Source organism: Chryseobacterium sp. C-71 (assembly GCF_020911865.1).
Taxonomy (GTDB): Bacteria; Bacteroidota; Bacteroidia; order Flavobacteriales; family Weeksellaceae; genus Chryseobacterium.
On the sequence record NZ_CP087131.1, the window covers coordinates 1,424,116 to 1,443,198 of the forward strand.

The 19,083-nt window shown below is 34.8% G+C and carries 16 protein-coding genes; 7 read left to right on the forward strand and 9 right to left on the reverse strand.

Annotation, left to right across the window (positions count from 1 at the left end; all coding sequences use genetic code 11):
- Window positions 1-361: 361 nt before the first annotated feature.
- The 3 genes from LNP04_RS06405 to glyA form a co-directional block, all read right to left on the reverse strand.
- On the reverse strand, window positions 362-3,178 hold the full coding sequence (locus LNP04_RS06405; RefSeq protein WP_229985723.1) for a gliding motility-associated C-terminal domain-containing protein: 2,817 nt from the start codon (window positions 3,176-3,178) through the stop codon (window positions 362-364).
- Window positions 3,179-3,533: 355 nt separating this feature from the next.
- Window positions 3,534-4,001 (reverse strand): regulatory protein RecX, encoded by a 468-nt coding sequence (locus tag LNP04_RS06410; protein WP_229985724.1) that lies wholly within the window; start codon window positions 3,999-4,001, stop codon window positions 3,534-3,536.
- A gap of 109 nt (window positions 4,002-4,110) precedes the next feature.
- On the reverse strand, window positions 4,111-5,376 hold the full coding sequence (gene glyA, locus LNP04_RS06415; RefSeq protein WP_229985725.1) for a serine hydroxymethyltransferase: 1,266 nt from the start codon (window positions 5,374-5,376) through the stop codon (window positions 4,111-4,113).
- A 281-nt stretch (window positions 5,377-5,657) separates the two neighbouring features.
- Here glyA and LNP04_RS06420 point away from each other — a divergent pair, with 281 nt between their 5' ends.
- Window positions 5,658-5,951, forward strand: a complete 294-nt coding sequence (locus tag LNP04_RS06420; RefSeq protein WP_229985726.1) for a hypothetical protein — start codon at window positions 5,658-5,660, stop codon at window positions 5,949-5,951.
- A 108-nt stretch (window positions 5,952-6,059) separates the two neighbouring features.
- Here the strand turns inward: LNP04_RS06420 and LNP04_RS06425 are convergent, their stop codons facing one another.
- The 4 genes from LNP04_RS06425 to LNP04_RS06440 all read right to left on the reverse strand — a co-directional run bounded on the left by LNP04_RS06425 (window position 6,060) and on the right by LNP04_RS06440 (window position 10,792).
- Window positions 6,060-7,256 (reverse strand): efflux RND transporter periplasmic adaptor subunit, encoded by a 1,197-nt coding sequence (locus tag LNP04_RS06425; RefSeq protein WP_229985727.1) that lies wholly within the window; start codon window positions 7,254-7,256, stop codon window positions 6,060-6,062.
- A gap of 78 nt (window positions 7,257-7,334) precedes the next feature.
- Window positions 7,335-8,606 carry an ABC transporter permease gene (locus LNP04_RS06430; protein ID WP_185145182.1) on the reverse strand — a complete coding sequence of 424 codons (1,272 nt, stop codon included), beginning with the start codon at window positions 8,604-8,606 and terminating at the stop codon, window positions 7,335-7,337.
- A gap of 85 nt (window positions 8,607-8,691) precedes the next feature.
- Window positions 8,692-9,921 (reverse strand): ABC transporter permease, encoded by a 1,230-nt coding sequence (locus tag LNP04_RS06435; protein ID WP_129534694.1) that lies wholly within the window; start codon window positions 9,919-9,921, stop codon window positions 8,692-8,694.
- 181 nt (window positions 9,922-10,102) lie between these two features.
- Window positions 10,103-10,792 carry an ABC transporter ATP-binding protein gene (locus LNP04_RS06440; RefSeq protein WP_229985728.1) on the reverse strand — a complete coding sequence of 230 codons (690 nt, stop codon included), beginning with the start codon at window positions 10,790-10,792 and terminating at the stop codon, window positions 10,103-10,105.
- 431 nt (window positions 10,793-11,223) lie between these two features.
- Between LNP04_RS06440 and LNP04_RS06445 the strand changes: the two genes are divergently transcribed.
- From LNP04_RS06445 to LNP04_RS06460, 4 genes are all read left to right on the forward strand, one after another.
- Window positions 11,224-12,198 (forward strand): ribonucleotide-diphosphate reductase subunit beta, encoded by a 975-nt coding sequence (locus LNP04_RS06445; RefSeq protein ID WP_229985729.1) that lies wholly within the window; start codon window positions 11,224-11,226, stop codon window positions 12,196-12,198.
- A 5-nt stretch (window positions 12,199-12,203) separates the two neighbouring features.
- Window positions 12,204-13,112, forward strand: a complete 909-nt coding sequence (locus LNP04_RS06450; RefSeq protein ID WP_229985730.1) for a TIR domain-containing protein — start codon at window positions 12,204-12,206, stop codon at window positions 13,110-13,112.
- Between the two features lie 45 nt (window positions 13,113-13,157).
- Window positions 13,158-13,445 (forward strand): hypothetical protein, encoded by a 288-nt coding sequence (locus LNP04_RS06455; RefSeq protein WP_229985731.1) that lies wholly within the window; start codon window positions 13,158-13,160, stop codon window positions 13,443-13,445.
- 448 nt (window positions 13,446-13,893) lie between these two features.
- The gene (locus tag LNP04_RS06460) at window positions 13,894-15,552 is read left to right on the forward strand and encodes a ribonucleoside-diphosphate reductase subunit alpha (protein WP_229985732.1); all 1,659 of its coding nucleotides are present in this window, start codon (window positions 13,894-13,896) and stop codon (window positions 15,550-15,552) included.
- Between the two features lie 84 nt (window positions 15,553-15,636).
- Here the strand turns inward: LNP04_RS06460 and LNP04_RS06465 are convergent, their stop codons facing one another.
- Both LNP04_RS06465 and dapA read right to left on the reverse strand, forming a co-directional pair.
- On the reverse strand, window positions 15,637-16,137 hold the full coding sequence (locus LNP04_RS06465; protein WP_229985733.1) for a GNAT family N-acetyltransferase: 501 nt from the start codon (window positions 16,135-16,137) through the stop codon (window positions 15,637-15,639).
- A 257-nt stretch (window positions 16,138-16,394) separates the two neighbouring features.
- A complete protein-coding gene (dapA, locus tag LNP04_RS06470) occupies window positions 16,395-17,267 on the reverse strand; it encodes a 4-hydroxy-tetrahydrodipicolinate synthase (RefSeq protein WP_229985734.1) in 873 nt (290 codons plus the stop codon).
- Between the two features lie 107 nt (window positions 17,268-17,374).
- Between dapA and LNP04_RS06475 the strand changes: the two genes are divergently transcribed.
- Complete coding sequence (locus LNP04_RS06475; RefSeq protein ID WP_229985735.1) at window positions 17,375-18,130, forward strand: 5'-nucleotidase C-terminal domain-containing protein; 756 nt, start codon at window positions 17,375-17,377, stop codon at window positions 18,128-18,130.
- Window positions 18,130-19,080, forward strand: a complete 951-nt coding sequence (locus LNP04_RS06480; RefSeq protein ID WP_229985736.1) for a bifunctional UDP-sugar hydrolase/5'-nucleotidase — start codon at window positions 18,130-18,132, stop codon at window positions 19,078-19,080. The genes LNP04_RS06475 and LNP04_RS06480 overlap by 1 nt, the downstream gene beginning before the upstream one ends.
- Window positions 19,081-19,083 lie beyond the last annotated feature (3 nt).

Consider the following 19,083-nt stretch of genomic DNA (forward strand, 5'->3'; position numbering starts at 1 on the left):
CTTAAAAGGCACTTATGGCTTTAGATTTCTCTTCCGATACGCCTGTATTCCTTCAGTTTTGATTCGCAATTTTCGTATAATCTTTATATTGTTTCACGTAATCATCCTCGTCAATTTGATCAAAGCTTTTAGTATTAACTTTTTCGTAATGCCTTTTTGCTCGAGATGTATTTTGATTTTGGTTTTACACAATGCCATGTAAAACCTATCAATAATTTACTAAAAATCAAAACATTACATAAAAAAATCTTAACAGTTCCTAATTTCAGTCTCGAAATCATCAGTTTAACAGAAAACAATATTTTAAACATAATTATTCATAAGAGGAAAGACCTGATTTTTCATAATTACAAATCATCATTTATTCCCGATTTTTAAGCAGGATCCATCCTGTAAAGTCCATCAAAATATTGCTTTTGGGATCACTCCAGCTTAATTTATACCAATAGGTTCCGGTTTGAAGTTTAATATTATTATTGATTGTTCCGTCCCAAGTATAATTATTATTTTTGCTTCCTAAAAAAACCACAGCACCATATCTGTTAAAGACTTCAAATCTAAAGTTAGGGTAGGTACTTAATCCTGCATAATTTAAGATATCATTATGCCCATCCCCATTCGGAGTAATAGCATTTACAATATTTGGAAGAAAAAATTCATATTTCACTGGAGTACACTTGTACCTATCCCGTACATACACTGTAATATCTCCACGCATCACATTGGTAAAAACATTGGAAGTACTCCAATTGAATCCATCGATAGAATATTCATAAGGAGGATTCCCTCCGGTCACTATAACCGTAAAGCCATTTGATTTTATCTCTACATTGCTTATTACTGGTGGTGAAGCAGCAAATACATTAACATATTGCTGAACAGTACATTGTCCTTCTGTCAGTTTCACCCAATAAGTTCCTACTCCAACCCCAGTGATAGAAGAGGTTGTTGCCCCTGTACTCCATTGATAAGAATCAAAACCGGCACCTGCGTCCAGCGTTGTGGTAGCTCCTTGACAAATGGTTTGATCTAATAACGTTTGCGAATAAACCAAAGGAATAATAAACAGTTGTATTTCAGCGATTTTAAAACAACCTCCGGGATACCCTACCCTTACAAAAATTGTTGCGTTGCCTGATGTGTATGCTGAGACAGCAGAAATAGGATTCGTATTGTTAACCGCATTATTATATGATGTAAAGTAGGTTTTCACGACACCTGGCTGAGCATTAACCGGTGCTGTAGTAAGATCAAATAAACCGTTTGCCGGATTGGTTTCGATTGCACATGAGCGCAAAACAGCATTGTTCACTACGGGGATCGGTACAACATTAATCGTATATGTAATCAATTCACAATCCTGAAAATCCTGAACATTACCACAAAATTGATAGGAAATAGTATCTGTACCTAAAAAGCCTGTATTTGGAGTATAGGTTATTACTCCGGTTGCAGGATTTACTACTGCCGTACCGTTTGTGGGTGGTGTAATAATATGGACTGAAGAATTTAAAACTGCTTGCTGCGAGGTCGAAAATTGAGGTGTTATCATAAGTGAACTTTCGCACATAGTAGTAGTCTGTGCTGTTTCATAAAGACAAGTATACACTTTATAATTCGCAGTCATAATCGGAGCACAGCCCCCCGCACTTACCATTAAACTATAAACACCTGCCTGTAAAGGCGTATAAATACTATTCGTCGCCCCAGGAATTAAGTTACCATTTAAATACCATTGATAGGTATTATAAATAGCCTCAGTACGAAGAACTATTCCGGGAATACAGTCACCTGTTAATCTGGTAATCGCCGGTAAAGATGAAAAACCGGCAAAAAAACCGCCATAACCCGCATTTGAATAACCACCATTTATTCCTGCAGTAACAGCACGGTTAGAGTTAATAGTTAAATTACCGGAAATCCCCTGAATTGAATAGGTTACCCATTGATTGGTACCTGTTACAGGATATGGCCCCTGGACAGCAGTCGGTGCTATACCATTCACTGTAACAGCAGCACCTGTTTCTGTTATTATATTAAGTTTTAAATTAATATTACCGGTATAGGTTGGCATTTGATTAACAAAACCAATTTCATCAATCGTTTTTGGGAGATAGCAATTGAGCGGCGGAATGTAGTTGAAACCTCCAGTATAATTTGTATTTCCTGACGCACCAACCAGCTGATAGAAATATACATTTTTAGATGTTTTTACATACAGATTAAAATGCCCCTGTCCTTGATTAACGAAAGAAGAAGTTAAAACCCGATAAAATCCCCCCTCATTAATAGTTGCAACCGGTGTCGGATTATTATTCAAAAATATTTGTGTATTATCTTCAGTAGCCACAATAATCCCCCCCTCCATATTGTTGGGACTGGTTGACAAGCTTTTAACTATTGTAAATTCAGAGCCTAACCGTGTACTTGGAACAGACTGATCTAATATTAGATCGGAACCAAGTGGTGTATTTGTAGTGGCATAGAAACCGTTAGCATTCCCATTTGTTACAGAAATGGGTTTATCTGAAACAATTTTCGCCCCTATAAATCCGGATCTGTTTTCCGGTACCACAGATTGCCCTGCAAGAATATATGATTGTCCCTTGTTTAATGTAAACGTTATCGTAGAAGGAGAACCAGTGACATTAATAAACTGAACACCATTATCAAAATCTGAAACTGTGACAGTAGTATCATCTTCTACAGCCAAAAAACCTGTCGTAAAATTCAATGTACTATTCGTGTAGGTCATAGGAGCAGAAACATTATAGAAAAATCGACCAAGACCAGCTCTACCTTTTGACGTTACCACTTCTCCATGGTTGGGACTATAAATTCTGAGTGTAGCGAAATAAGGTAAATTACCGTTTGTATGTAGACCCAAAGTCCTAACCTGAGCTGCATTATTCACCACATTAGCTTTAATGAATGCGGTCGGAACATTGAAAACCTGAGGACTGCCTTTACTTATTGTTACTGTTCCTATTTGAATATTATTATTATAAACACGAACCTGGAAAGGTATAACAGAATCGGTAGAAAGATATATAGCGTGAACATAATTAGTAGAGGAGCTGTCATAATAAGGAGCAAACCAATGATCTGTGTCTCGCTGGGCGTAAAAAAAATTACTAAACAAAAAAATAGGGAGTAAAAAAAATAAAAGCTTTTTCATATTTAATCATTTTCATTTAATATCAGAGCTATCTCGTATTAAATATACAAATTTCACTTTTTATTTCCTAAAATAATCATAAAAAATATTAAAATAACATATCCATAATATTAATTCTATTCATTTTTCATATGTATATTTCGATCATTCAATAATAATTTATAATATCAAAAAGTAATTACATTTGTATTTTGTAGCAAATTGTATTTTACAAAAACCTCCAAATAATATATATTCTAAACCGCTCTACATTTGATAAATAAATGTTTTCATTCATTCTAACAGAAATATTTCTAATTCAAAATTCACCTTTCATCCCGAAAAAACTCAATAAAGATTTAAAATCACAATGGTCTTAATTTTCAGTCAGTTGTAAAATCACCTCATATTCAAAACCTCTGCTTAAAAGGTACTTTATGGTTTTAGATTTCTTCTGATACGCCTGTAATCCAGTCAGTTTTGATTCGTAATTTTCGTATAATCTTCGTATTGTTTTCACGTAATCTTCCTCGTCAATTTCATCAAAGCTTTTAGTAATCAACTTTTCCGTGATCCCTTTTTGCTTGAGATGCATTTTGATTTTGGTTTTGCCCCAATGTTTTATGTAAAACTTACCACGAATATAACTTCTTGTAAAACGTTCTTCATTCAGATAGTTTTCTTTCATTAAGTACAAAAGAATTTCCTCCTTCGCTTCGGGAATCAATACAAATTCTCTCATCTTCTGCTCTACTTCAGCATGACAACGATCCTGATACACGCAATAATTAACTAGCTTTTGTTTAGTTTCTTCAAAGGTGAAAAGTTTTTTTTCAGACTGCATATTTAGATCATGAGTAATTAAAAATTAAGACTTATTAAAAAGAGGCACAAAATAATTTGCACCTCTTTATATTATTTGATTTATTTAAAGCTAAAAAGCCAATAGCTCGTTAGTAATTGAATAAAGCTTTACCTTCCATCAATCCGTTTACTTTTTTTCTAACTTCAGAAATCACTTCTTCGTTTTTGATATTGTCTACTACTTCAGAAATCAATCCTGCAATAGTTTCCATATCATTTTCTTTAAGACCTCTTGTTGTAATAGCCGCAGTTCCTAATCTGATCCCAGAAGTTGTGAACGGAGATTTATCATCAAAAGGAACCATGTTTTTATTACAAGTAATATCTGCTTTTACCAAAGCTTTTTCGGTTTCTTTTCCGTTTACACCTTTGTTTCTAAGATCTACCAACATCAAGTGGTTATCTGTACCGCCGCTTACAATATCAAAACCTAAATCTACCATTGCCTTTGATAAAGCCTGAGCATTAGACTGTACTTGTTTAGCGTACGTTAAAAACTGATCATCGATTGCTTCAGCAAAAGCAACAGCTTTACCGGCAATTACGTGCTCCAAAGGACCTCCTTGGATTCCTGGGAAAACAGCTCCGTCAAGAACCTGACTCATCTGCTTGATTTCTCCTTTTGGAGTTTTGTGACCGTAAGTGTTTTCAAAATCTTTACCCATCATGATCATTCCACCTCTTGGACCTCTTAGAGTCTTGTGAGTTGTTGTTGTTACAACGTGGCAATGTTCGAATGGGTTATTTAATAAACCTTTAGCAACAAGACCTGCAGGGTGTGCAATATCTGCCCAAAGTGTAGCTCCTATTTCGTCTGCAACCTCTCTGAATTTTGCATAATCTAAATCTCTTGAATAAGCTGAGAAACCTGCAATTAACATTTTTGGTCTTTCTCTCAAAGCCACTTCTCTCATTTGATCATAATCGATCAAACCTGTTTCCTGCTGAACGCCGTAAGAAACTACGTCGTACTGAATTCCTGAGAAATTCACTGCAGAACCATGAGTAAGATGCCCTCCCATAGAAAGATCCATCCCCATGATTTTATCTCCAGGCTTCAAAACTGCTAAATAAATCGCAGCATTCGCTTGAGAACCAGAATGTGGTTGAACATTTACATACTCTACTCCGAAAAGTTCTTTAGCTCTGTTGATTGCCAAAGTCTCAACCTCATCTACTACTTCACAACCTCCGTAATATCTTTTTCCGGGATACCCTTCTGCATACTTGTTTGTAAGCACACTTCCCATTGCTTTCATTACATTTTCAGAAACAAAGTTTTCTGAAGCAATAAGTTCTAATCCGTGGGATTGTCTCTCTCTTTCTTTTTCGATAAGGTCAAAAATAATGTCCATTTACTTTTAGATTTTTAGATTTTGAATGCCAAAATTACGGAATTTTAGAGAATTATTTGTTATCAATCAGTCCATTAATTTGCAATTGATTAATCATTCAGCATTTTATAGAAATTTGTTTAAATTTTCTTTTATTAAAGCTGGATAAAGGAAATTTCATAAAATTCGTTAAGATTACCTTCTATAGTGTTTGAGGAATAAATTTTGACTAATTTTAAAAAAGTTTGTTAAGAAAAATATATATTTGAACAAATCTTAAAAAGGAAAAAATAGTCTGAATTATGGGAAAGAAAAAATACAAAAAACAGTTGCTTACTTCTTTGAAATCTCTTGGTAAATCTGAATATTTAATCCTTAAAAGCATGACCAATCTTATGATACAGAGGGAATTGAAGAAAAACAATATCACATTCAAAGATGGTGACACATTTAGTTTCAAGGATAATATTTTTGATTACAGCGAAGATAAAAACATAAGAAAATTAGCCAAACTTCGCCGACAAATGTTGAAAACAATGAATAAATTGGTGATGAAAAATAAATTTAAAGATAAAGAAATTAAGTTTTTAAGTTAATTTAACGTCAATTTTTTATTAAATTAAAATTTAAAACCTTTTAGGTTGAAGAATAGTAAAACAAAAAGTCCCGGATTACCGGGACTTTTTTATCTATATGAGTTGCAATTACTTTTTCGCTTTTTCTTTCAATTCTTCTTTATCTTTATCAGACGGATTCCAGACTTTTACATTTGCGTTTTTATCAATCCCTGAAAGAATCTGTACATTGATACCGTCGCTTGCGCCCAATTTCACATATACTTTTTTGAATTTTCCGTCTGGCTGTTTTACTTCAACAAAAGCTTTGTCTTTACCATTGCTTTTTTCATACTGTACCAAAGATTCATCTAATAACAAAGCGTTTTTCTGAGAACTCATGACGATTTCTCCGTTTGCTGAAAATCCGGCTCTAATGTACTCGTTATTAGGATTGTGAACATCACCTTCTACAGGAAATTTTATCGTTCCGTTGTTATCTTTTCCTTTTGGAGCGATCATCGTCAGTCTTCCCGGGAAAGATTTGTTTTGCAAAGCACCAATCACGATATTCATATCCATACCCTGCTTCAATTTTCCTGCCTGAGCTTCATCAATTTCACCTTGAAAAATCAAAGAATTCAAATCTGCAATCGAACAAATCGTAGTTCCTGCGTTGAAAGAGTTAGCCTCAATTACCTGACTTCCCACTTTTACCGGAACTTCAAGAACAGTTCCTGCAGCTTTTGAACGAATCTGGGTTGTCGCCAAACCTTGTAATTCAGGAGTTGCACCCGTTTTTACAATTTGCAATCTTTTTTGCGCAGTCTGAAGTTGCTGATTGGCATTCTTCAAACTTTGCTGCATTGAATATAATTGTTGCTGAGAATTCAGATACTCCTGTTTTGAAATTACACCCTGACTGAATAGTTTTTGCTGCATTGCAAACTGCTTCTGCATATTATCAACATTCATTTTGGCATTGCTGATCTGAAGTTGAGAGTTAAGAACTTCCTGTTGTGCATTGTTGACCTCAGCGATATTCGGGATGATTTTCACTGTGGCGATCAATTGTCCGGCTTCTACTCTATCACCTTCATCTACCAATATTTTATCGATAATTCCTGCGATATTGGGCTTAATCTCAATTTCTTCTTTTGGAATAATTTTCCCTGTCGCCATCACTTTGTCATCCATATTCTGAACAGTCGGTTTTCTGGTAAGGAACGCTTCACTTTCTTTAGAATTTGATTTTACAAGATAACTGATTCCTGCAAATAATGCCCATGCCAATAAAAGTCCCAAGACGATATAGATTGCTTTTTTCCAGGTGAACTTCTTTTTCATATAGTAGTTTATTTTTTATTTAATAATTTAATTTATTTGAAGATTTAAAACTAAATCTAAATATATATTCCCAAATTGTTATTCACTTCTTAATGCCTCAATCGGTCGTATTTTCACCGCTCTTTGAGCAGGAATCATTCCGATAATTAAACCTAAAATTACCATCACCGACATTGCCGCAAAAACATTGGTATAATTGACAGTCGGGTTATAAAACGGAAATTCATCCTGATTCTGAGTCAATGAGTTGAATATCATCAAAACAAAAATCCCTAGAATAAAGCCTAATATACCCGAACTGAGCGTGATGACCACACTTTCCAGCAAAATCTGGTTTCTTACTTCAGAAGGTTTAGCACCTAAAGCTCTTCGAATGCCTATTTCCTTAGTTCTTTCTTTTACGGTAATCAATAAGATATTTGAAATCGCAATGACCCCGGCCAAAATAGTGAGCGTTCCTACGATTATTGTTAAAAGCTGCATTCCGGTTAAAAACCCAGTGAGTTTTTTAAATTCTTTACCTAAATTAAAACTTCCAAAAGCATTAGTGTCTTCCGGCGAAACCTGATTTTTGGCTTTTAATTCTGTTTTCACTCTTTCTTCAACGCTATTTACATCAACATTGGGCTTGCTCACAATCGCAAACATATCGATTTGCTCTCCTGCATTGTACATTTTGGTATACGTAGAAAGCGGTATAAAAACAGTACGGTCATTTTCAAAACCACCCCCTTTTCTCACTCTGAAAACTCCGATCACATTAAAGAAAAGTCCTTTCACGTTAATTGATTTCCCTAGCGGATTTTCTTTCTTTTTTGAATCGAAAAAGTTGTTGTACACTTCTTCTCCAATCACTGCTACACTTTTATTTCCGGAAACATCTGCATCGTTGATATATCTTCCGAAAATCAGTTTCTTTTCTGAAATTTTATTCCCGATCGGGTAATCTCCCGTTAAAGAATAGGTTGCATTTTTACCGTTTCTTGACATCGATTCGCCGGGCGTTCCTGTGAAACTTCCTCTTGAGTTCTGTGGCGAAATATAATCGATATCTGATATTTTTCTTTTTAAAACTTCAACATCAGTTAATTTCAGATTCACATCTCTCCCTTTTGGAAAACCTTCGTAAGGAATCGAAGTGTTTTGTGCCCAAAGGAAAATAGAATTGGTCGCAAATCCTGAAAACAATTTATCAAAACCATTCTCCATTCCTTTTGCGGAACCCAGTAAAACTACATACAAAAACATACCCCAACCCACTCCAATCATGGTAAGGAATGTGCGGAGCTTATTATTCTTTAGTGAATAATAAATTTCCTGCCAGGTATCTTTTTTAAATAAAATGTTCACTTTGATGAGTTATAAGTTATTAATTATGAGCTGTAAATTGAATTTTGTTTTCAAATTATCTCATTAACAAATTTTTCAAATTAAATTATTCTGTTCTTAATGCTTCGATAGGTTTAATTCTTGAGGCTCTGTAGGCAGGAACGAATCCTGCAATCAAACCTGAAAAAACCAATGCTACAAATGCCGCAAAGATAGTTCCCCAACCCACACTCGGATCTTTAATGAAGTAATCTTCAAGACTGTCACCTATTAAATGTAATGCTAAAACACCCAAACCAACTCCTACAAACCCTGAAACTACGGTAATCACGACACTTTCCTGAACAATCAAAGCAACAATGCTTCGTGGTTTTGCACCAATAGCTTTTCGCACACCGATTTCTTTGGTTCTTTCTTTTACGATATACACCATAATGTTGCTGATCCCGATAATTCCTGCCAATAAAGTTCCTAGTCCAATAAAAGTCACAATTCCTGTAAGAACTGCCATAAACATGAAGGTTTCATTCATATTTTGAGCATTGTTCCAGACACGGACTGCGTTTTCATCATCCGGAGAAACATTTTTTCTGGATTTAAGCCTTTCTTTAAGCTGGTCACCGTATTTGATGGCCTGTTCCGGTGTCATATTTTCATCATAAGCAATATAAACTCCGCTCACCGTATCAGAACCTTTTTTCATTTGCTGCAAAGTGGTGATGGGAACTGTAATGTGTCTTTCGTCCCAGTCGCCACCGTCATCTGAGAAAACTCCAACTACTTTGAACATCGTTCCGTTGATATCGAGATCTTTACCTACCGGACTTCCATTTTTGATTAAATCCCGCTGCACCATTCTTCCTACAACCGCAACATTTTGCTTTCTTTGTAAATCTCCGGGGGTAAGGTAACGTCCTTCGAGCATTTTCCTGTTTTCGATAAATTTCTCTTCAGGATCTGCACCGTTGATCTGGTAATTTCCGCTTTCTTTACCATATTTTACCATCAGATTTGCAGTATATCTCGGGGTAGAATACCCTACTTTTTCTTTATCGCTGTCGATTAAGAAATCATAGTCGTCGTTATTCATTGTCACCGTTCTATTTGACTGCAAACCTTTATAAGCAACTGTTGTATTTCCCGTAAAAATTGAAATCAGATTTTGAGCATCTCTCGCAAAACCTTGTGTAAAAGCATTTTTCAGCCCGGTTCCAATTCCGAAAAGAACGATAAATATAAACAGACCCAATGCCACCGTAAAGCCCGAAAGCACCGTCCGCAATACATTACTGCGAATAGAACTGAATATTTCTTCCCAACGATCTAGGTCAAACATAATTTTTTGGTTTGATGCGGGATGATGGAAGTTTCCAATCCTACCGCAGATTTTTTAATCTTATTTAAATTTTCAAAGTAAAGAATGAAATGTTTTTTATTTTGAAAAGTCAGTTATAACTACAATTTAATTGGAACCACTTAATAAAACTTCAAGCATCCAACATCTAACATCCAGCCTATTACAAAACAATCTGATTAATAAACTCATCACTCTCAATAATTCCGTCTCGGAGGATGACATTTCTTTTGGTTTGTGCAGCAACATCGGGTTCATGGGTTACCACGATGATGGTTTTACCTTCATTGTTGATATCCTGAAGGAGCTTCATAATATCGTGAGTCGTTTTTGAATCTAACGCTCCTGTGGGTTCATCTGCCAAAACAACTTTAGGATTGGTAATTAATGCTCTGGCAATCGCAACTCTCTGTTTTTGCCCACCTGAGAGTTCGTTTGGTAGATGGGTTGCCCATTGTGCCAAACCTACTTTTTCCAGATACTCCATTGCTTTTTGATTACGCTCTTTTCTCGGAACGTTTTGATAATATAAAGGAAGTGCAACATTATCTAAAGCCGTTTTATATCCAATCAAATTAAACGATTGGAAGACGAATCCCAGAAATTTCGAACGGTATTCTGCCGCTTTTACTTCATTCAGATGTTCAATAGGAATTCCGTCGAGATCATAAACGCCACTGTCTTTTTCATCCAAAATTCCGATAATATTCAGTAAAGTCGATTTTCCGGAGCCGGAACTTCCCATAATAGAGACAAATTCACCCTCGTCAATATTAAGATTAATACCCTTGAGAACGTGCAGTTTACTCTTGCCTGTATCGTATGATTTATGTAGATCCTGAATTACTAACATTAAGTGATTGCTGTTTTTATTTCCAATAAGTAGTATATATTTTCGTTTTGTTACAAGATTAAAAAAATCTTTAAAAAAAATCTTGTTTAATATTTAATTAATTAATATTCAATAAATTAAAATAAAGTGTTTAATTACAAACTTACCATAACTTCGATTTTTAAGTGTTAAGTATCTATAAACCAATATCAGAGCGAGTTTCATGTAAATGTGGAAAACTTTTAAGGTTAAAAGTCAGTCAATTACTCTTTACCCCTTTCCAAATCGTTTCTTTTTTTCGAACTTTGTGCTTCGCACGGTACGAGAGATGAATGATTACTTCCGTTAATAAGTTTCAAACATAACTTACAACGAATCAGAAAGTTAACCATCTCGCGGGTTTTATACACAGTGATCTATTTTTTATAATTTTTAAAGACATTACATTCAATATGGGAATTTTTGATAAAAGAGTAAGCTACAAGCCATTTGAGTATCCTGAGGTTCTTCAGTTTACAGAAGCGATCAACAAATCTTTCTGGGTACACTCAGAAGTTGATTTCACGGCAGACGTTCAGGATTTCCAGTCGCAGCTGGAGCCGCACGAAAAAAATGCGGTAAAAAATGCACTTTTGGCGATTGCTCAGATCGAAGTTTCGGTAAAGTCATTTTGGGGAAACCTATATCATCACCTACCAAAGCCTGAATTGAACGGTTTAGGATCTACATTTGCAGAATGTGAATTCCGTCATTCTGAAGCCTATTCTCGTTTGTTGGAAGTTTTGGGATATAACGAAGAATTTACCCACGTTGTAGAAGTTCCTGCCTTAAAGAAAAGAATTGATTTCTTATCCAACGTTCTGAAACACGCCAATTCTACAACGCCGAAAGAATATGTTTCTTCTTTGCTTTTATTCAGTATCCTGATTGAAAATGTGTCCTTGTTTTCACAGTTTGCGATTATTTTATCGTTCACAAGATTCAAAGGTTTCATGAAAAATGTTTCCAATATTATTGCGTGGACGTCTATTGATGAGCAGATTCACGCAAACGGCGGAATTTATCTGATTAATAAAATCCGTGAAGAGCAGCCGGATCTTTTGACTGATTCTGATATTGAAGATATTTATACTTTGGTTGATCAATCTATCGAGGTGGAGGGTGAAATTCTTGACTGGATCTTTGAAATGGGCGAACTGGATAAATTCTCTAAACAAGATTTAATTAACTTTATGAAATACCGTGTTGACGAAAGTTTAACCAAAATCAACATGGAAAAACGTTACAACACCACCGCAGAACAATACAGCCCGATGAAATGGTTTGAAGAAGAAGTTTTCGCCAATTCTATGGATGATTTCTTCGCAAAAAGACCAGTGGATTATACGAAGCACGATAAGAGTATTACGGCGAATGATTTGTTTTAATATTTATGATCAATTTACTTCCAAAATACGAAGTCTTGTATAATGATTTACAGAATGTAAAATTTAGTTCATTCTTTAAATCAAGAGATTTTAAATCTTTTATGATTCGAAAAGATTATTATGATTTTTGGAGAAGCAGAATGGAACAAATTGATAGTTCTCGAAGCGTATATTCTGTTGGAAGCGATTATGAGTTATGGAATTCAACAGATACATTTAAATCTTTATTGAATGATAAAACTTTTCATAACGAAATAGTTATTGTTGAGATAATCATTGAATTTATTTTATTTAGTAAAGATAGAATTGATGTTAAAAATATTTTAGAAAGCTTAGAGCTTGCACAATTTAGTTTAGAAAATATTAATAGAATAAAGGAAATAAGCCACGTAAAAAATTCAGAATTTCCATCAACACAAATACAGGATGTAGCTAACAAAAAAATTTACGAAGTTAAAGAGCCTAATATGGACAAAAGAAAAATTTTTATAGTTCATGGTCACAACGATACTTTAAAATTAGATGTTGCTAGAACGATTGAAAAACTAAATTTAACGCCAATAATATTACATGAGCAAGTAAATAATGGCAAAACTATAATAGAGAAATTTGAAAAATTCTCGGATGTTTCTTTCGCTATAATTTTACTGACAGCTGATGATTTGGGTAATTCTAAAAACATAGAACATCTAAATAAAAGAGCAAGACAAAACGTCATTTTTGAATTAGGATATTTTATAGGAAAGCTTGGAAGAGAAAATGTGATGACTTTGAAGGAAGAAGGCATTGAAACCCCCAATGATATTTCAGGTGTTGTATATACTCATTATGATGCTTATGGAAATTGGAAGTCGGAACTTGTGAAAGAATTGAAATCAGCTGGTTTCAAAATTGATACAAATAATCTTTTTTAAAACAAAGATTGCTTTATTCTTCGCAATGACAAAAAAAATAAAAATATGATTAATGTAATCGTAAGTTATACCGTAAAACCTGAATTTGTTTCTGAAAACAAAAACAACATTCAGAAATTTCTGAATGATTTTAAAAATTTGGATCAGACAAAATTTGAGTATAAAGTTTTTGTAAAAGAAGATGGTGTTACGTTTGTTCATTTTTCAAATTATGAAAACGAAGAAGTTCAGAATAAGGTTTTAAATGTGCCGTCATTCAAAGAATTTCAGAGGTTAAGAGACGAAAGCGGATTGAATGATTCTCATAAAGTAGAGTTTTTGAAGCCTGTTTGAAATAAATAAGGGCGCGAGCGAAGCGAGCGAAGCGAGCGTCGAAACAGTTAGTATTAGAGTTGTCATGCTGAGCGAAGTCGAAGCATCTCACATACAAAATTGAGATTCTTAGTTTCTCAGAAATCGAAGATTCGGCATAGCCGATGATAAAAATGGAAATTGATGGAAAAGTAAAACCTAACGGGTTTTAAAAACCCGTTAGGTTTGGGTTGAAACAGAGACATTAATTCGGAAAGAAATTTGTCAAGGTTGGTAAATTTTAGATCAGCAAAAAAATGATAAATCATCAATTTAGCCCCGATTGAGCGGCATGTTTGAGCTCTTTTTCTTTGCAAAAGAAAAAAGCGAGTAGCGAAAGCAGGTACACAAGTGAGGAGAAAGACAACATTTTCTGCTCCTAAATAACAATAACATAACAATGCACAGGTTGCATTTTACAATATAAAAAATGGAAGAACAAAACAACAATATCTGGTGGCTCAACGAAGAATCTGAGCAAATGCTGAACAGAGGTTACCTTTTGAAAGGGGAAACCGTAGACGGTGCAATCGACAGAATCACCACTGCAGCAGCAAAAAAACTATACAAACCTGAACTACAGCCGGCTTTCAAGGAGATGATCATGAAAGGATGGATCAGTTTTTCTTCTCCGGTTTGGGCGAACATGGGAACGCAGAGAGGTCTTCCAATCTCTTGTTTCAACGTGCATATTCCGGACAGCATTGAAGGAATTACCCACAAAATGGGTGAAGTGATTATGCAGACGAAAATCGGGGGCGGAACTTCGGGATATTTCGGGGAACTTCGTAACAGAGGAACGGCAGTGACCGATAACGGAAAATCTTCTGGTGCAGTTTCGTTTATGAAGCTTTTTGACACTTCGATGGATGTCGTTTCTCAGGGCGGTGTGAGAAGAGGTGCTTTTGCGGCCTATCTTGATGTTGATCACGGTGATATTGAAGAATTTTTATCAATTAAAGACATCGGAAGTCCGATTCAGAACCTGTTTACAGGAATTTGTGTGCCAGATTACTGGATGCAGGATATGATTGACGGTGATGCCGACAAGCGTAAAATCTGGGCAAGAGTTTTGGAAAGCCGTCAGCAAAAAGGTCTTCCGTACATTTTCTTTACAGATAACGTGAACAGAAACAAACCTCAGGTGTACAAAGACCTTGGATTGACCATCAATGCGAGTAATCTTTGTTCGGAAATTATGCTTCCGTCAACCAGAGAAGAGTCTTTTATTTGTTGTCTGTCGTCTATGAACTTAGAATTATACGACGAGTGGAAAGATACCAACGCTGTACAATTGGCAATCTATTTCCTTGATGCTGTTTTATCTGAATTTATCGAAAAAACTGAAGGAAATTATTACCTTCAGGGAGCAAGAGACTTCGCAATGCGTCACAGAGCGCTTGGTTTAGGAGTTTTGGGTTATCATTCTTATCTTCAAAAAAATATGATTCCTTTTGAGAGTTTTGAGGCGACTCAATTCAATGCAAGAGCTTTCAAACACATCAGAGCGCAGGCTGATATTGCATCAAAAGAATTGGCAAACATCTACGGTGAGCCTGAACTTCTGAAAGGTTACGGAATGAGAAATACAACCGTAATGGCGATCGCTCCTACGACTTCTAGTTCTGCGATTTTGGGTCAAACTTCTCCTGGAATTGAGCCTTTTGCATCGAATTATTACAAAGCAGGTTTGGCGAAAGGAAACTTCATGCGTAAGAATAAATATCTTGCTAAACTGTTGGAAGAAAAAGGTCTAGACAATGAAGAAACATGGAGAACAATTATGTTGAACCACGGTTCTGTACAGCACCTGAATGAACTAACTGACGAAGAAAAAGCAGTATTTAAAACGTTCAAAGAAATTTCTCCGATGGAGATTATTTCTCAGGCTGCACAAAGACAACAGTACATCGATCAGGCGCAGTCTCTAAACTTACAGATTCCTTCTACAATGCCTGTGAAGGATGTGAATTACCTTTACATTGAAGCCTGGAAAAAAGGGGTGAAAACTTTGTACTACCAAAGAAGTTCATCTGTTTCTAAGGAAATGATGGTGAATTTTGTGAGCTGTTCGGCTTGTGAAGCTTAGAAAAGAGCCAAGTAAAAAGTTTAAAGAGCCAATTTTTTGGCTGTGAATATATTAAACCGTAGAATTTTTTCTGCGGTTTTTGTTTTATCCAAATTTTATTTCCATCAAATAATCATCCATAACAAAGCCGTTTCCTATATCAAAAACACCTTCCTCATAAACATTATAACCTTGAGATTCGTAGAATTTTTGTGCTGAATTGTATTTATTGACATTTAAAATAATTCGGTTATCGCCACTTTCTTTCACCTTTTTATTCAAAAATTCAAGTGTTTTTTTGCCTAAACCTTTTCCTTTACTTTCCGGAACTAAATAAATTCTGTGAAGTTTTGTGGTTTGGTCTTCATAATGATTTTCGTAGCCCAAAAATCCATCAAAAACATTTAAAATTTCATCAAAAACTAGATAATAATGGTAGTTTGAATTTTTTAAATGTTCTGAGATTTCAGCTTCTGAATACATTGTATCCAACATGTATTTCATCTGTTCTTGTGAAAGAATTTCTGCGTAAGCATTTTCCCATGACCTTTTTGCCAAATCCTGAATTAGAGGAATATCCTTTTCTTTTGCTTCGATTAATTTCATTTCTGAATAATTATTTAGATTTTTTTTAAACACATTAGAACACCTAAGTTTTTTTTTCAGTTTAAATCCTTTGAAAATATTTAGAACACCTAAGAGGAAAATCAAAGATTTTCAAGAACTAATGTGTTCTTCTAAACATTCGAATCAATCACTTCAGGTAACTTATGTGTAAAAAAATGCAATTAAATTTTTTAGATTAAAAAAGTGAAAAGCATTGAGCCTTTCACTTTTAATATTTTATAGAACTTTTAATTTATTTAAATTTTCGCCATTTCAGCTTTAATTTTAGCGTAAAGACCTTCTGAAGCAGGAACCAATGGAAGTCTCAGGTAATTTTTAATCAATCCTTTTTCTGCTAAAACCACTTTAATTCCGCAAGGGTTTCCTTCTGCAAAGATAAGTCTTGTGATTTCTACCAATTTATTGTGAATTTCATACGCTTCATCTACTTTTTTATCAAAAGCCAACTGAACCATAGTTGAAAATTCTTTCGGATACCCTTGTCCGATCACAGAAATCACTCCTGCTCCACCAGCTAAAGTCACCGGAAGTGTGAATTCGTCATCTCCAGAAACCAAATTAAATCCTTCAGGTTTTTTTCTTAAAATATCAAAATACTGAAGAATGTTTGGCGCAGCTTCTTTTATTAAGAATAAATTCGGGAATTCTTTTGCCAGACGCAAAGTCGTTTCAGCCTCAACATTTTGTCCGGTTCTTGAGGGAACGTTGTAAATGATGATGTTTTTTCCTGTAGAAGCCAACATTTTATAATGCTGGTAAAGCCCTTCCTGATTAGGTTTATTGTAATATGGAGATACCGATAAAACTGCTGTAAAATCAGATAAATCTGCTTCTTCGATTTGCTGTTTGACTTCAAGAGTATTGTTTCCGCCAATTCCTAAAACTAATGGAAGACGTTTATTATTAACCTTAATGATGTGTTCAACTACCTGTTTCTTCTCGTCTGAAGAAAGTGTAGCAGCTTCTGCTGTAGTTCCCAATACTACCAAATAGTTGGTTCCGTTCTCGATGTTGTATTCAACAAGTTTTGTCAAACTATCGAAGTCTACGGATAAATCTTCATTAAAGGGCGTTACCAAAGCAACACCTACTCCTTTTAAAATGCTCATCTGTTCGAATTATTTTCCCCAAATTTAATAATTTCATACAAGAATTTACAATATTTAATCCTATTTTATTATACATATAATTATATTTGCATTATACTAAAGATATTATGCAAAATAAATTCTTATTACTAGGAATTGCCTTGTTTTCGCTCACAGCCTGTAGAACATCATCGTTGCGGGTTGCCAATGTGCAGACGCAGAAGAATATTTCTATTAATCAGGACCTGAAGGCTAATGAAGATTTTGCTAAATTTATCGAGCCTTACACAGAGAAACTCAATAAAGAGATGAATCAAAAAATCTCTTATACCCTAGTAGATTTAACAAAAGAAGGTGACAACAGTAATCTTGGAAATCTTTTGGCAGATTATACTTTTGACGGAGCGAATGTTTGGGCAAAAGCAAATTTGAACAAAAACATTGATGCAGCTTTAATTAACATCGGTGGAATACGTACTACGATTGGGAAAGGCGATATACTCTTGAAAAATGTTTTTGAAGTGATGCCTTTTGAAAACGAAGTGATTATTGTAAAATTCAAAGGTTCAGATTTGCAGGGATTATTTGATTATTATGCTAAAAATCAGAAAAACAATCCGGTTTCCCATTTATATATTGAAACCAATAACGGAATGGTTGCTAAAAGTCTGATTGACGGAAAAATGATTAACCCAACTCAGGATTATTATATTGCAACATCAGATTATCTGGCTTTGGGCGGAGATAATATGAAGTTTTTCGCAAAAGGAGAATCAATTCCTACAGGGATCAAATTGAGAGATTTGTTTATTGAATATTTTAAGAAAAATCAACAGATCAATCCTAAAGAGGAAGTTCGTTTACAATTTATCGGGAAGAAATAATGGATAGAAAAAGTTTTTTAAAAACGATAACAGGCGGAACTTTAGCGATGACTTTAGCTCCAAATTTGGTAATGGCAGAGGAATTAAGTTTAAATTCTTTTTCATCAGCCAATAAATTAACCATTCTTCATACCAACGATCAGCACAGCAGAATTGAACCATTTGATTCGAGTTACACGAGAAATCCTAATCAGGGTGGTTTCGCAAGAAGGGCGACATTAATTCAGAAAATAAGAAGTGAGGAAAACAATCTTTTGCTGCTAGATTCCGGAGACATTTTTCAGGGAACACCATATTTCAACTTTTTCGGAGGTGAATTGGAATTTAAACTCATGTCAATGATGAAGTACGATGCTTCCACCATGGGAAATCATGATTTTGACAATGGCTTGGACGGATTTTTAAAGGTTCTACCGAATGCGCAATTTCCTTTTATCTGCTCAAATTATGATTTTAAAAATACTATTTTAGATGGAAAGACTTCACAGTATAAAACTTTCAACAAAAACGGAATCAAAGTAGGAATTTTCGGAGTAGGAATTCAACTGGATGGTTTGGTTGGAAAAAAACAATACGGCGAAACCGTTTGGTCTGACCCGATTAATGTGGCACAACATTACTCCAATTTCCTGAAGAACGAAGAGAAATGTGATCTCGTGATTTGTCTTTCACACATCGGATATGATTACAGTGACGAACCTGAAAAATTAAACGATAAAATTTTAGCCTCAAAAACAGAAAATATTGACTTAATTTTAGGCGGTCATACGCATACTTTTTTACCGGAACCTCAGACCTTTAAAAACAGACAAGGGAAGAATGTTTTGGTAAACCAAGTGGGTTGGGCTGGTCTTCTTTTGGGCAGAATAGACTTCTTCTTTGATAAAAATAAAAATGTACAACAGATTTCTTGGAACAACCAAGTAATTGACAGCAGTATAATAGCATAATAT